At 52.9% G+C, this 13,924-nt stretch carries 16 protein-coding genes; 8 read left to right on the forward strand and 8 right to left on the reverse strand.

Annotated features, from left to right (window positions below; translation table 11 throughout):
- Positions 1–65: 65 nt before the first annotated feature.
- Entirely contained in the window at positions 66–464 is a 399-nt protein-coding gene (locus OGY33_RS14065) for a YgiW/YdeI family stress tolerance OB fold protein (protein WP_003024544.1), read from the reverse strand.
- Positions 465–614: 150 nt separating this feature from the next.
- Between OGY33_RS14065 and qseB the strand changes: the two genes are divergently transcribed.
- The 4 genes from qseB to OGY33_RS14085 all read left to right on the forward strand — a co-directional run bounded on the left by qseB (position 615) and on the right by OGY33_RS14085 (position 3,656).
- Positions 615–1,274 carry a quorum sensing response regulator transcription factor QseB gene (gene qseB / locus OGY33_RS14070; RefSeq protein ID WP_003828394.1) on the forward strand — a complete coding sequence of 220 codons (660 nt, stop codon included), beginning with the start codon at positions 615–617 and terminating at the stop codon, positions 1,272–1,274.
- On the forward strand, positions 1,271–2,620 hold the full coding sequence (gene qseC / locus OGY33_RS14075; RefSeq protein ID WP_100271902.1) for a quorum sensing histidine kinase QseC: 1,350 nt from the start codon (positions 1,271–1,273) through the stop codon (positions 2,618–2,620). Before qseB ends, qseC begins: the two co-directional genes overlap by 4 nt.
- Before the next feature lie 109 nt (positions 2,621–2,729).
- Complete coding sequence (locus OGY33_RS14080) at positions 2,730–3,311, forward strand: NAD(P)H-dependent oxidoreductase (RefSeq protein ID WP_003828397.1); 582 nt, start codon at positions 2,730–2,732, stop codon at positions 3,309–3,311.
- 30 nt (positions 3,312–3,341) lie between these two features.
- The gene (locus OGY33_RS14085; protein WP_003024557.1) at positions 3,342–3,656 is read left to right on the forward strand and encodes a putative quinol monooxygenase; all 315 of its coding nucleotides are present in this window, start codon (positions 3,342–3,344) and stop codon (positions 3,654–3,656) included.
- A gap of 106 nt (positions 3,657–3,762) precedes the next feature.
- Here the strand turns inward: OGY33_RS14085 and parE are convergent, their stop codons facing one another.
- The 5 genes from parE to nudF are packed head-to-tail and all read right to left on the reverse strand — an operon-like array spanning position 3,763 to position 8,168.
- Positions 3,763–5,655 (reverse strand): DNA topoisomerase IV subunit B, encoded by a 1,893-nt coding sequence (gene parE, locus OGY33_RS14090; RefSeq protein WP_003024571.1) that lies wholly within the window; start codon positions 5,653–5,655, stop codon positions 3,763–3,765.
- 28 nt (positions 5,656–5,683) lie between these two features.
- Positions 5,684–6,265 (reverse strand): esterase YqiA, encoded by a 582-nt coding sequence (gene yqiA, locus OGY33_RS14095; RefSeq protein ID WP_043017640.1) that lies wholly within the window; start codon positions 6,263–6,265, stop codon positions 5,684–5,686.
- Complete coding sequence (gene cpdA / locus OGY33_RS14100; protein ID WP_008785825.1) at positions 6,265–7,092, reverse strand: 3',5'-cyclic-AMP phosphodiesterase; 828 nt, start codon at positions 7,090–7,092, stop codon at positions 6,265–6,267. The genes yqiA and cpdA overlap by 1 nt, the downstream gene beginning before the upstream one ends.
- Before the next feature lie 24 nt (positions 7,093–7,116).
- Positions 7,117–7,539: a DUF1249 family protein gene (locus OGY33_RS14105; protein ID WP_003024582.1), complete on the reverse strand. Its 423-nt coding sequence runs from the start codon at positions 7,537–7,539 to the stop codon at positions 7,117–7,119.
- The gene (gene nudF, locus OGY33_RS14110; RefSeq protein ID WP_048215533.1) at positions 7,536–8,168 is read right to left on the reverse strand and encodes an ADP-ribose diphosphatase; all 633 of its coding nucleotides are present in this window, start codon (positions 8,166–8,168) and stop codon (positions 7,536–7,538) included. Before nudF ends, OGY33_RS14105 begins: the two co-directional genes overlap by 4 nt.
- A gap of 199 nt (positions 8,169–8,367) precedes the next feature.
- Here nudF and tolC point away from each other — a divergent pair, with 199 nt between their 5' ends.
- The 3 genes from tolC to OGY33_RS14125 all read left to right on the forward strand — a co-directional run bounded on the left by tolC (position 8,368) and on the right by OGY33_RS14125 (position 11,837).
- Positions 8,368–9,846 (forward strand): outer membrane channel protein TolC, encoded by a 1,479-nt coding sequence (gene tolC / locus OGY33_RS14115; RefSeq protein WP_095533102.1) that lies wholly within the window; start codon positions 8,368–8,370, stop codon positions 9,844–9,846.
- Positions 9,847–9,993: 147 nt separating this feature from the next.
- Positions 9,994–10,671, forward strand: coding sequence for a DUF1190 family protein (locus tag OGY33_RS14120; protein ID WP_003024591.1), 678 nt, complete (start codon positions 9,994–9,996; stop codon positions 10,669–10,671).
- Between the two features lie 5 nt (positions 10,672–10,676).
- Complete coding sequence (locus OGY33_RS14125) at positions 10,677–11,837, forward strand: glutathionylspermidine synthase family protein (RefSeq protein WP_008785828.1); 1,161 nt, start codon at positions 10,677–10,679, stop codon at positions 11,835–11,837.
- An 85-nt stretch (positions 11,838–11,922) separates the two neighbouring features.
- Here the strand turns inward: OGY33_RS14125 and ygiD are convergent, their stop codons facing one another.
- A complete protein-coding gene (gene ygiD, locus OGY33_RS14130; protein WP_286571799.1) occupies positions 11,923–12,711 on the reverse strand; it encodes a 4,5-DOPA-extradiol-dioxygenase in 789 nt (262 codons plus the stop codon).
- Between the two features lie 147 nt (positions 12,712–12,858).
- Here ygiD and zupT point away from each other — a divergent pair, with 147 nt between their 5' ends.
- Entirely contained in the window at positions 12,859–13,632 is a 774-nt protein-coding gene (gene zupT / locus OGY33_RS14135) for a zinc transporter ZupT (RefSeq protein ID WP_003024600.1), read from the forward strand.
- A 65-nt stretch (positions 13,633–13,697) separates the two neighbouring features.
- On the opposite strand, the gene OGY33_RS14140 is transcribed toward zupT, so the two are convergent.
- A complete protein-coding gene (locus tag OGY33_RS14140; protein ID WP_071446370.1) occupies positions 13,698–13,874 on the reverse strand; it encodes a hypothetical protein in 177 nt (58 codons plus the stop codon).
- Positions 13,875–13,924 lie beyond the last annotated feature (50 nt).

Genomic DNA, 13,924 nt, shown 5'->3' on the forward strand with positions numbered 1-13,924 from the left:
GATACTACCCTATCTGGCGTGTTGAGTCACAAAGAAAAGGGCCGCGAATGCGGCCCTGATGGGGATTACTTAGCAACTTTGGTAATCTGTTTTACGTCGATTTCAACGGAGTTCCAGTCTTTATCCACTTCACCCTGGATTTCAACCACATCCTGCGGTGTGACGGTTACGCCGTTCCAGCGCTTGTGGTCGATATCCACATTCACCGTGCCGGTCGCATCTTTAAACACGTACAGGTCGTCGGAAATACGCTCAACGATGTTCCCGCGCAGGGTAACCCAGGTGTCATCACGCAGTGATTTGGCGCTTTCTACCGTCGTGCTGCTACCGTTCGGGCCGACAAATCCGCCGTTTTGGCTCTGCGTGGTGGTTGTCGTTGGCCCAGAGAAGCCGCCCTGCTGAGCTGCCAGAACAGGTGCAGAACACAGTGCCATTACGGCAACCATTGCAGCTAATTTTTTCATCGTCATGTCTCCCTTTCATGTTGGTTTACGACTATTAAATAAGTTAATCCTTAACAAGTTCTTAAGGCAAAAAAAGATACTTTTTTTGCTGTACAGAGACTGTAGCCACAGGTTTACTGACTGCAAATGAGTTATCGCAGGGATGAACATATGCGTATTTTACTGATCGAAGATGACACGTTGATTGGCGATGGCCTGAAAACAGGTCTGAGTAAAATGGGTTTCAGCATCGACTGGTTTACCGAAGGTCGCCAAGGGAAAGAAGCACTCTACAGCGCACCTTATGATGCGGTAATCCTCGACCTGACGCTGCCAGGCATAGACGGACGGGACATTTTGCGCGAATGGCGAGCCAACGGAAAGCAGGAGCCTGTGCTGATTCTGACCGCTCGCGACGCGCTGGCAGAACGCGTAGAAGGCCTGCGCCTGGGCGCAGATGACTATCTGTGCAAACCCTTTGCGCTGATCGAAGTTGCCGCCAGACTGGAGGCACTGGTACGTCGTGCCAGTGGCCAGGCCAGCAACACATTGTGCCATGGCCAGGTAACGCTCGATCCCGGCGCGCTGGTCGCCACGGCGGCGGGTGAACCTTTGTCACTCAAACCTAAAGAGTTCGCGCTGCTGGAACTGCTGATGCGCAACAAAGGTCGCGTCCTGCCCCGCAAACTGATTGAAGAAAAACTGTATACCTGGGACGAAAATGTCTCCAGCAATGCGGTTGAGGTCCACGTCCATCACTTACGCCGTAAGCTCGGCAGCGACTTTATCCGTACCGTGCATGGCATTGGCTATACCCTGGGTGACGCATGAAACTCACACAACGCCTCAGCCTGCGAGTCAGGCTAACGCTTATTTTTCTGATTCTGGCATCAGCAACCTGGGCCGTATCCAGTTTTGTGGCCTGGAGGCAGACTACCGATAATGTCGATGAGCTGTTTGATACGCAGCTGATGCTGTTCGCCAAGCGGCTTAGCACGCTGGATATCAGCGATGTCACCACCTCAAACAATATGGCCCGCACGCCAAAAAAACTGAAACATGGCCATATTGATGACGACGCACTGGCGTTTGCCATCTACTCCACCGACGGCAAAATGGTGCTACACGATGGCGACAATGGCCAGGATATTCCCTACAGCTACAGCCGGGAGGGGTTTAGCGACGGCCAACTCAGGGGCGACAACGATTCCTGGCGCTTCCTGTGGCTGAATTCCGCTGATGGAAAATATCGCATTGTGGTGGGCCAGGAGTGGGAATACCGGGAGGATATGGCGCTGTCGATCCTTACCGCACAGTTAACCCCGTGGCTGGTTGCGCTGCCGCTGATGTTGCTGATCCTGGTGGTCATGCTGAGTCGCGAACTCAGGCCGCTAAAAAAACTGGCGCAAGCTCTGCGCTGGCGCGCCCCGGAGTCAGAAGAACCGCTCGACCCGAAAGGTGTGCCAAGCGAAGTGCGCCCGCTGGTTGAATCGCTTAATCAGCTGTTTACCCGCATCCACTCTATGATGGTCCGCGAACGGCGCTTTACCTCTGACGCCGCTCACGAGCTGCGCAGTCCGTTGACCGCGCTGAAGGTGCAAACCGAAGTGGTGCAACTGTCAGACGACGACCCGCAAACGCGGGAAAAAGCGCTGGTGCAGCTGCATGCGGGAATTGAACGCGCCACCCGACTGGTCGATCAGCTCCTGACGCTTTCGCGCCTCGACTCCCTCGATAATCTTCAGGATGTGGCAGAAATCTCGCTGGAGGAGCTACTGCAATCCGCGGTGATGGATATCTACCACCCGGCCCAGCAGGCGCACATTGACGTACGTTTGCAGATTAACGCGCACAATATCACGCGTACAGGACAGCCGCTGTTGCTGAGCCTGATGGTACGAAATCTGCTGGATAATGCCATTCGCTACAGTCCGCAGGGGAGCATTGTGGAAGTGACGCTCAACGCCCGTAACTTCAGCGTCAAAGATAACGGTCCTGGCGTTGCGCCAGAGGTACTTACACACATCGGTGAACGCTTTTATCGTCCACCGGGACAAAGCGTGACCGGCAGCGGTCTCGGTCTGTCGATTGTCCGTCGTATCGCAACACTGCATGGAATGTCAGCCTCGTTCGGCAACGCTCCGGAAGGTGGCTTTGAAGCAAAAGTCAGTTGGTAATTGCGTTATTGTTGCTCATATAGCAAAAGACTTTGCACATTTTGCTAATTTCACCGTACCGCTGGTGGGAGTAAAATCGTCCTCAAACGTATTTCCTTGAGGACACAAAATGAGCAACATTCTGATTATCAACGGGGCGAAAAAATTCGGCCATTCTAATGGTCAACTGAATGACACCCTGACCGAGGTCGCGGACGGTATCCTGCGCGACCTCGGGCATGATGTTAAAGTCGTACGCGCAGACAGCGATTATGACGTAAAAGCAGAAGTGCAGAATTTCGTCTGGGCCGATGCGGTTATCTGGCAGATGCCAGGCTGGTGGATGGGCGCACCGTGGACCGTGAAAAAATACATCGATGACGTGTTTACCGAAGGTCACGGTACGCTGTACGCCAGCGACGGCCGCACACGTTCAGATGCCTCAAAAAAATACGGCTCCGGCGGGCTGATTCAGGGCAAAAAATACATGCTGTCCCTGACCTGGAACGCACCGATGGAAGCCTTCACTGAAAAAGACCAGTTCTTCCATGGCGTTGGCGTTGATGGCGTCTATCTCCCGTTCCATAAAGCAAACCAGTTCCTGGGAATGGAAGCGCTGCCGACCTTTATCACCAATGACGTGATTAAAATGCCGGACGTCCCGCGTTATATCGCAGAATATCGCAAGCATCTGACCGAAATTTTTGGTTAACTGGTAACCTGGAATTAGAAGGAGTTAACCATGCTTACCGTTATTGCAGAAATCCGTACACGTCCAGGTCAACATCACCGCCAGGCGGTACTGGATCAGTTTGCCAAAATCGTTCCGACCGTACTGAAAGAAGAAGGCTGCCACGGCTATGCGCCGATGGTGGATCACGCCGCAGGTGTGAGTTTTCAGACCACAGCGCCAGATTCAATCGTGATGGTTGAGCAGTGGGAAAGCATCGCGCATCTTGAAGCGCATTTGCAGACCCCGCATATGAAAGCCTACAGCGAAGCCGTGAAAGGTGACGTGCTGGACATGAATATTCGTATTCTGGAGTCGGGCATTTAAGATTGTCGATTTGCCGGGTGACGCTTAGCTATCCGGCATAACTCGCTTCGTCAGATGAGAGCCGGATAAGGCATTTTACGCCCGTCTCCGGCTTTTCTACATGCAATTACCCTTCGAGATCCGCCAGGTCGCCTTTCTCCTGCAACCAGTTACGACGATCTTCAGAACGCTTCTTGGCCAGCAGCATATCCATCATTGCGTTGGTGCGCTGATCGTCTTCATCATCGATAATGAGCTGCACCAGGCGACGGGTGTTCGGATCCAGCGTAGTTTCACGAAGCTGCATCGGGTTCATTTCACCCAGACCTTTAAAGCGCTGCACGTTCGGCTTGCCTTTCTTGCGCTTTAACTGCTCCAGTACGCCCGCTTTCTCTTCTTCCGTCAGCGCGTAATACACCTCTTTACCGAGGTCGATACGGTATAACGGCGGCAGCGCCACGTAGACGTGACCGTGTTTCACCAGCGTGCGGAAGTGCTTCACAAACAGCGCGCACAGCAGCGTAGCGATGTGCAGACCATCGGAGTCCGCATCCGCCAGGATACAGATCTTGCCGTAGCGCAATTGGCTTAGATCGTCGCTGTCAGGATCGATACCGATCGCCACGGAAATATCGTGAACCTCCTGCGAAGCCAGCACTTCATCGGAAGAGACTTCCCAGGTATTGAGGATCTTACCTTTCAGCGGCATGATCGCCTGATATTCACGATCGCGCGCCTGCTTGGCCGATCCGCCCGCCGAGTCACCTTCGACAAGGAACAGTTCGGTGCGATTAAGATCCTGTGCGGTACAGTCCGCCAGTTTACCCGGCAGCGCCGGACCGCTGGTCAGCTTTTTACGCACTACTTTTTTCGCCGCACGCAGACGACGCTGCGCGCTGGAAATCGCCATCTCAGCCAGCAGTTCGGCTGACTGCACGTTCTGGTTCAACCACAAACTGAATGCATCTTTCACCACGCCAGAGACGAATGCCGCACACTGACGCGAAGAGAGGCGCTCTTTGGTTTGTCCGGCAAACTGCGGATCCTGCATTTTTACCGACAACACATAAGCACAGCGATCCCAGATATCTTCCGCCGACAGCTTCACGCCACGCGGCAGGATGTTACGGTATTCGCAGAACTCGCGCATCGCATCCAGCAGTCCCTGACGCAGACCGTTAACGTGCGTACCGCCCTGCATGGTTGGGATCAGGTTCACATAGCTTTCGGTCAGCAGCTCGCCACCTTCCGGCAGCCAGAGCAGCGCCCAGTCCACCGTCTCCGTCTCACCGCTGAAATTACCGATAAACGGTTTTTCCGGCAGTGTCGGTAGGCCATTCACCGCTTCGCTCAGATAGTCATTCAGACCATCCTGGTAGCACCAGCGCTGCTCGCTGTTGTTGACCTCATCCTTAAAAGTGATCTCAACGCCTGGGCACAGTACCGCTTTTGCTTTCAGTACGTGCGTTAAGCGCGAAACAGAAAAACGTGGGCTGTCAAAGAAGCTTTCATCCGGCCAGAAGTGCACGCTGGTCCCGGTATTGCGTTTGCCGCAGGTACCGACAACCTGTAAATCCTGCACTTTATCGCCATTCTCAAACGCGATGTTGTATACCTGCCCGTCGCGGCGCACGTTCACTTCCACACGTTTGGACAGGGCGTTAACAACGGAGATACCCACACCGTGCAGACCACCGGAGAACTGGTAGTTCTTGTTAGAGAACTTGCCGCCCGCGTGCAGACGACAGAGGATCAGCTCAACCGCCGGAACGCCTTCTTCAGGGTGAATATCTACCGGCATGCCGCGTCCGTCATCAATGACTTCCAGAGACTGGTCGGCATGTAAGATCACGTCCACGCGTTTTGCGTGGCCCGCCAGTGCTTCATCCACACTGTTATCAATCACTTCCTGCCCAAGATGGTTCGGACGGGTCGTATCGGTGTACATCCCAGGGCGACGGCGTACCGGCTCAAGCCCAGTGAGTACCTCAATGGCATCAGCGTTATAAGTTTGCGTCATGGTTTAAATAAGCAATTCGAATTGATCGTCAGAAACTGTGCAGTCCAAGGAAATCGACAATCGGGTTGAAATAATCTTCGAAGCCCGTGAATGCGTGGTTTCCGCCCTCAATAACTGTCTGACGGCAGGAGGCGTAATACGCCACCGCCTGGCGGTAGTCCAACACTTCATCGCCCGTTTGTTGGAGCAGCCAGATCAAATCCGGCGCTTCCAGCGGGTCAATCTGCATGACTTTAAGATCGTAAATATGGCGTGACTCTAGCACATATTGCTGCCCCGTGTAGGGGTTCTCGTTTTGACCGAGATAGTCGACCAGCAGTTCATAAGGCCGTACGGCAGGGTTCACCACCACTGCCGGCAGTATAAAACATTGCGACAGCCAGGTGGCGTAATAGCCGCCTAAAGAGGAACCGACAATCCCCAGCGACTCTCCGCCGTGTTCAAGAATGATCGATTCCAGCATCTCTGCGGCTTGCGCAGGATACGGAGGTAGCTGCGGCACGATCATCTCAACGTGCGGGTGGTGTTCCGCCAGCCAGTTTTTCAGTAAACACGCCTTCGCCGAACGAGGAGAGCTATTAAATCCGTGAAGATAGAGAAGCGTAGACATCAGTAGCCTTCTGAAGCGGTATCAGGGTGGAACCGATTACCCTGCAGACGACGTACCTGAGTCTGCAACGTCCCGTCGGCAAAAAGCTCCAGCGTCCGCCAGCCTGGGCTGATGGTATCCAATGTGAAGTTGGAACAGTGCGGTTTAAACTGCACGCAGGTCGACGGCGTCGCCAGCAGACGGCGACCGTTCCAGTCCAGATCCAGTTCCTGATGAATATGCCCGCACAATAGATACCTGGCGCGAGGATAATTCACCAGCACGTTATCCAGCTCAGCGGCATTACGCAGACTGTGCTGATCGAGCCAGCTGCAGCCCGCAGGCAGAGGATGATGATGCAGAAGCAGCAAGGTATTACGCTCTGGCGCATCAGCAAGTTTACGCTCCAGCCATTCGAGCTGGAATTCACTTAACTCACCGTGGGGAACGCCGAACACCTGGCTGTCCAGCAACAATATTTGCCACTGTTCGCCAATGAAAACGCGTTTGGCCGGGGAAATGCCCGCATCCTGCAGCGCGCTGTACATTGCCGGCTGAAAATCGTGATTGCCCGGTAGCCAAACGCAGGGCGCACGAAAACTTGCGATGCCCTCAGCAAAATGCTGATAAGCCGCAGCGGATTGATCCTGCGCCAAATCACCTGTCGCGACGATCAGATCGTACTCAGGCGACTCTGCATGTATTGCATCCAGTACGGATTGATAGCTGTCCCAGGTGTTCACACCCAGCAGCGTTTCATGCTTTTCGGCAAACAGGTGAGTATCTGTAATTTGTAAGATCCTGACTCTGGCCTCACCAGCCAAAGGAAGGGTTAACAGGCTTTCCAAATGGTGTCCTTAGGTTTCACGACGCTAATAAACCGGAATCGCCATCGCTCCATGTGCTAAACAGTACCGTAACCAGTCGGCCAAAAACTGATTAATTTGATGCTTTTCGTCGCGTTGATGCAACTTTTTATTTGGATAATCATACCGCGCTTTGAAGCGAAAGATCTGCTGACTTGAACACACTTCAGCCACCCTTGCGTCATGATACAGGCGCACGGTCAATGAAGGCAGGCTCCAGTATGTGACGGCCGGTGCCGTTTGTTCGATCGCAACAAGCGTAGTGTATCGGGTCGATTCCACGATCGTTAACCGATATTGTGCGTTTGCTACCTGATAGCTCACTGTTTCACCGGCTGCATCATTACGTGGCAGCAGGCGGCGCAATTGCGAATAGTTGGTTTCGCACAGACGCATCATTTCAGGGAAGTCAGGTGTGTAACGCTTCATTTTTTCCACTCAGTTTTTAACTCTTGATAGTGCAGCTGTAACCATTGCAAGGCGATGACAGACGCTGCGTTGTCGATTTTCCCCTCTTCTACCCATTGGTAAGCCTGTTCCCGGCTTACCACATGAACACGAATATCTTCGTTTTCATCAGCCAGACCATGGATCCCGCTCGCGGTCGTGGCGTCCACTTCGCCGACTAAAATAGACAGGCGCTCACTGGTGCCACCCGGGCTTGCCAGATAGCTCAGAACGGGCTTCGTCCGTTTAACTTCCAGCCCGGCCTCTTCCATTGCTTCACGACGGGCTACATCTTCAACGGTTTCGCCCTCTTCGATCATCCCGGCCACCATTTCCAGTAACCACGGGCTTTCGCTGGTATCAAATGCCGCGATACGGATCTGCTCGACCAGCACAACTTCATCTCGCTCAGGGTCAAAGGGTAGCAAGACTGCCGCGTGTCCGCGCTCAAAAATTTCGCGTGTTACCTCGCCACTCATCCCCCCGTTAAACAGGCGATGGCGAAACCGATAAAGATCCAGTGAAAAAAAACCGCGGTATAGCTTTTCTCGTGCAATAATTTCTACATCATTTTTAGTGAAAGTCATTGGCAAGTTGTCTGGTTTACTCATTGTGCTGTCCTGAAACCAATAGTGATTAAAATGTGAATTTCAAGGTCGTTTGACTGATGTTTGAACGCCCTTGTGTTAAATTGATGCAAATTAACGCCGTATGGCACGTAACGCCAACTTTTTGAAGTGGCGGATTCTGCTAGAATCAGCAAATATTTTTACAATTTGATCAGCGCTAAATACTGCTTCACAACAAGGAATGCAAATGAAGAAATTGCTCCCCATCCTTATCGGCCTGAGCCTGTCGGGGTTCAGTACTTTGAGCCAGGCAGAAAACCTGATGCAGGTTTATCAGCAAGCACGCCTGAGCAACCCGGAATTGCGTAAATCCGCCGCCGATCGCGATGCTGCATTCGAAAAAATTAACGAAGCGCGTAGCCCATTACTGCCGCAACTGGGTTTAGGTGCCGATTACACCTACAGCAATGGCTACCGTGATGCAAATGGCGTCAACTCCAACGCCACCAGCGCATCTTTGCAGTTAACTCAGTCTATTTTTGACATGTCTAAATGGCGTGCCCTAACGCTGCAAGAAAAATCAGCAGGCATTCAGGACGTGACCTATCAGACCGATCAGCAAACGCTGATCCTGAATACCGCCACGGCCTATTTTAACGTACTGAACGCAATTGACGTGCTTTCTTATACCCAGGCACAGAAAGATGCGGTCTATCGTCAGTTAGATCAGACCACTCAGCGTTTTAACGTTGGCCTGGTTGCCATCACTGACGTACAAAACGCCCGCTCACAATACGATACTGTACTGGCGAACGAAGTTACCGCGCGTAACAATCTGGATAACGCGGTAGAACAGCTGCGCCAGGTAACCGGTAACTACTACCCGGAACTGGCTTCACTGAACGTTGATGGTTTTAAAACCAACAAACCGCAGGCGGTAAACGCGCTGCTGAAAGAAGCAGAAAACCGCAACCTGTCGTTATTGCAGGCCCGCTTGAGCCAGGATCTGGCACGTGAGCAGATTCGTCTGGCACAGGATGGTCATTTACCGACTCTGGACCTGACCGCCTCTACCGGGGTATCTGACACCTCGTACAGCGGGTCTAAAACCAACAGCTCCCAGTATGACGACAGCAACATGGGCCAGAACAAAATCGGTCTGAGCTTCTCGCTGCCGCTGTACCAGGGCGGAATGGTTAACTCGCAGGTGAAACAAGCGCAGTACAACTTTGTTGGCGCGAGTGAACAGCTGGAAAGCGCACACCGCAGCGTGGTGCAGACCGTTCGTTCTTCGTTCAACAACATTAATGCGTCTATCAGTAGCATTAACGCTTACAAACAAGCGGTTGTCTCTGCACAAAGTTCTTTGGATGCGATGGAAGCCGGCTATTCCGTAGGTACACGTACCATTGTGGATGTGTTGGATGCCACCACCACGCTGTACAACGCCAAGCAGCAACTGGCGAATGCGCGTTATACCTATCTTATCAACCAGTTAAACGTCAAATCTGCGCTCGGTACGCTGAACGAGCAGGATCTGGTGGCACTGAATAATACGCTGGGTAAACCCGTATCCACGACCCCGGATTCGATCGCGCCGGAAAACGCGCAGCAAGATGCCGCGGCGGACGGTTATACGTCCAACAGCGCGACGCCTGCGGCGCAGCCGACAGCAGTACGTTCAACCAGCAGCACCGGCAACAACCCGTTCCGTAACTGATGCTGATGACGGGGCTTCGGCCCCGTCTGAACGTAAGACAACGTAAAGATCCGCCCCTTCTTCCGCATTCTCGCCTCTTACCGCTTCAATTTCGACCAGTCATCCTCTATTCTGAGCAGAGTTACCACTGGGTACTGGAAGACATAAATGAAACGGACAAAATCTATACATCACGCCTCGTTCCGCAAAAGCTGGAGCGCGCGCCATCTGACTCCTGTCGCCCTGGCAGTTACCGCTGTGTTTATGCTCGCGGGCTGTGAAAAGAGCGACGAAACGGTTTCGCTTTATCAGAACGCTGACGACTGCTCTGCGGCGAATCCGGGTAAAAGCGCCGAATGTACTACCGCGTTTAACAATGCGCTGAAAGAAGCTGAACGTACCGCGCCAAAATACGCCACACGCGAAGACTGTATCGCTGAATTCGGCGAAGGCCAGTGCCAGCAGGCTCCTGCGCAAGCAGGTATGGCGCCGACCGGTGAAGGCCAGGCTCAGGCACAGAATCAAAGCAGCGGCAGCTTCTGGATGCCGCTGATGGCGGGCTACATGATGGGCCGACTGATGGGCGGCGGAATGGGCGCTCAGCAACCGCTGTTCAGCTCGAAAAACCCAGCCAGCCCGGCTTACGGCAAATACACGGATGCCAGCGGTAAAAACTACGGTGCAGCAACGCCGGGGCGCACCATGACCGTACCGAAAACCGCTATGGCACCGAAACCAGCTACCACCTCTACCGTAACCCGCGGCGGATTTGGTGAGTCTGTGGCCAAACAGAGCACCATGCAGCGTAGCGCAAGCGGCACCACCACACGTTCAATGGGTGGCTGATCGTCATGGAAAGAGTCAGTATTGTTGAGCGCCCGGACTGGCGCGACAAAGCCACCGAATACGGTTTCAATTTTCACACTATGTACGGCGAGCCTTACTGGTGTGAAGACGCGTACTATAAGCTCACTCTTGCTCAGGTTGAAAAGCTGGAAGAGGTCACCGCAGAGCTGCATCAAATGTGCCTCAAGGTGGTGGAAAAGGTCATCGCCAGCGATGAGTTGATGACCAAGTTTCGCATTCCGAAGCATACCTGGGGCTTTGTCCGCCAGTCCTGGCAGACACAGCAACCGTCGCTCTATTCACGTCTCGATCTGGCGTGGGACGGCACGGGTGAACCCAAGCTTTTAGAAAACAACGCCGATACGCCAACCTCGCTGTACGAAGCCGCGTTTTTCCAGTGGATCTGGCTGGAAGATCAGCTCAATGCGGGCAACCTGCCGGAAGGCAGCGATCAGTTCAACAGTCTGCAGGAAAAACTGATCGAGCGTTTCACCGAGCTGCGTGAGCAGTATGGTTTTCAACTGCTTCATCTGACCTGCTGTCGTGATACGGTAGAAGATCGCGGTACGATCCAGTATCTGCAGGATTGCGCTGCCGAAGCTGAGATCGCAACAGAATTCCTCTATGTAGAAGATATTGGTCTTGGTGAAAAAGGTCAGTTCACCGACATGCAGGATCAGGTAATCGCTAACCTGTTCAAGCTCTATCCGTGGGAATTCATGCTGCGTGAAATGTTCTCCACCAAGCTGGAAGACGCTGGCGTTCGCTGGCTGGAACCGGCCTGGAAGAGCATTATCTCCAACAAAGCACTGTTGCCTCTGTTATGGGAAATGTTCCCGGACCATCCGAACCTGCTGCCAGCGTACTTCGCCGAAGACGATCATCCGCAGATGGATAAATTCGTCGTAAAACCGATCTTCTCGCGCGAGGGGGCTAACGTCTCCATCGTTGAGAACGGTAAAACGATCGAATCCGTGGAAGGACCGTACGGTGAAGAAGGCATGATCGTGCAGCAGTTCCATCAGCTACCGAAGTTTGGCGACAGCTATATGCTGATTGGCAGCTGGCTGATCAACGATCAACCAGCCGGGATCGGCATTCGTGAAGATCGCGCGTTGATCACGCAGGATCTGTCACGTTTCTATCCGCATATTTTTGTCGAATAATTGAGAGTGCCGGGTGGCGGCTTCGCCTTACCCGGCCTACGGCGCGAACTTAATGCCCGATAAGCGCAGTGCCATCGGGCATTCATCATCCAACCTGCACCGACAACATACTTAAACTTCCCATCTCAATACCATCTACCGGGATCGTGACAGACTCTTTACCGTCCCAAGCCCCGAGTACATACAGCAGCGGCAGATAGTGATCCGGCGTCGGGTTCGACAACGATCCACCTTCATGATCGAGATAGTTCACCAATGGGTGCTGCTCAACCGGTCCCTGCCATGTCAGGTTTGCCTTAACATAGTCATTGAATGAAGTCGCCCACGGATAAGGCGTGTTCTCACCGTGCCAACGCGCAGTGCGCAGGTTATGCACCACGTTACCACTGGCCACCAGCATAATGCCCTCATCACGCAGCGCCGCCAGCTTACGGCCCATTTCAAAATGCCATGACGCGGGTTTGGTGCTGTCGATACTCAACTGCACCATCGGAATGTCCGCATTCGGATACATCTTGATCAGCACGCCCCAGGAACCGTGGTCAAAACCCCAGGCTTCTTTGTCCAGGGTCACAGGCACTGGAGCAAGTAAGTCAACCAGATGCTGCGCCAGTTCAGGCGAGCCAGGAGCCGGGTAATGGGTGTCATATAATGCTTGCGGAAAACCGCCAAAATCGTGGATCGTTTTGGGGGCTTCCATCGCAGTCACACCCGTTCCACGGGTGAACCAGTGCGCCGAGACCACCACAATGGCTTTCGGACGCGGCAACGTTTCCCCCAGTAGCTGCCAGGCACGGGTATAAACGTTATCTTCCAGAACATTCATCGGGCTACCGTGACCCAAAAACAATGCTGGCATACGAGTTGAAGACATGATGATATCCTTACTGAGGGAGTCATTTTGATACCACCACAATACGCTTATTCGGTTGATGAAGAACTCAGATAACGATGATGAAGATCATCAGTTATTTTGACGATCCAACCCGGATAGCAGATTGATAAGGAGTTTTATTTGTCGATGTCAGTACCTTTACTTCTGACTTTACTGGCAGGTGCCGCCACGTTTATCGGCGCATTTCTCGGCGTGTTAGGGCAAAAACCGTCTAACCGCGTTCTCGCCTTTTCTTTAGGCTTCGCCGCCGGGATTATGTTACTGATCTCCCTTATGGAGATGCTACCTGCTGCGCTGGCCGCTGAAGGTATGTCGCCAGTGCTGGGCTACGGAATGTTTATCGTCGGCTTACTGGGCTACTTTGGCCTGGACCGTCTATTGCCGCACGCGCACCCTCAGGATCTGGTACAAAAAACAACGCAGCCTCTACCCGGCTCTATTAAACGCACCGCGATTTTATTAACGCTCGGCATCAGCCTGCACAACTTTCCTGAAGGGATTGCGACGTTTGTTACCGCCAGTAGCAACCTTGAGCTGGGCTTTGGTATTGCCCTCGCTGTTGCATTGCACAATATTCCTGAAGGATTAGCGGTGGCGGGTCCCGTCTATGCCGCCACAGGCTCCAAACGTACGGCGATATTCTGGGCAGGGATTTCAGGTATGGCAGAAATACTGGGCGGCGTACTGGCGTGGTTAATTCTCGGTAGCCTGATATCACCAGTGGTGATGGCGGCAATAATGGCGGCTGTCGCAGGTATTATGGTGGCGCTGTCCGTCGATGAATTGATGCCGTTGGCAAAAGAGATCGATCCCAATAATAATCCTAGTTATGGGGTGTTATGTGGAATGTCGGTGATGGGATTAAGCCTCGTCATCCTCCAGTCGATGGGAATCGGATAATCCAGAGGGCGGATGCCACCCTGCAAATTTACAGCATCCGCTCATCCATAGCAGAATATGAAGGACTAATCCTGTTCCTTAACCGCGCTGTTATCTTCACCAGAGCGGCGAAAGAGTTTGTTTCGCGCTTCAAGTAAGGCATCTCTGTCCTGGCGGAATGCCCGACAATAACGTTTCATATGGCAATAATACCCCACCGCAACGAGTGCAATTAATACAATCCAATACCAGGCAATAAACATTCTTTTACCCTTAAAATTTAACATCATTAAACATTTAACGTTAAAATTTT

It is taken from the genome of Citrobacter sp. Cpo032 (assembly GCF_030332975.1).
GTDB lineage: Bacteria > Pseudomonadota > Gammaproteobacteria > Enterobacterales > Enterobacteriaceae > Citrobacter > Citrobacter portucalensis.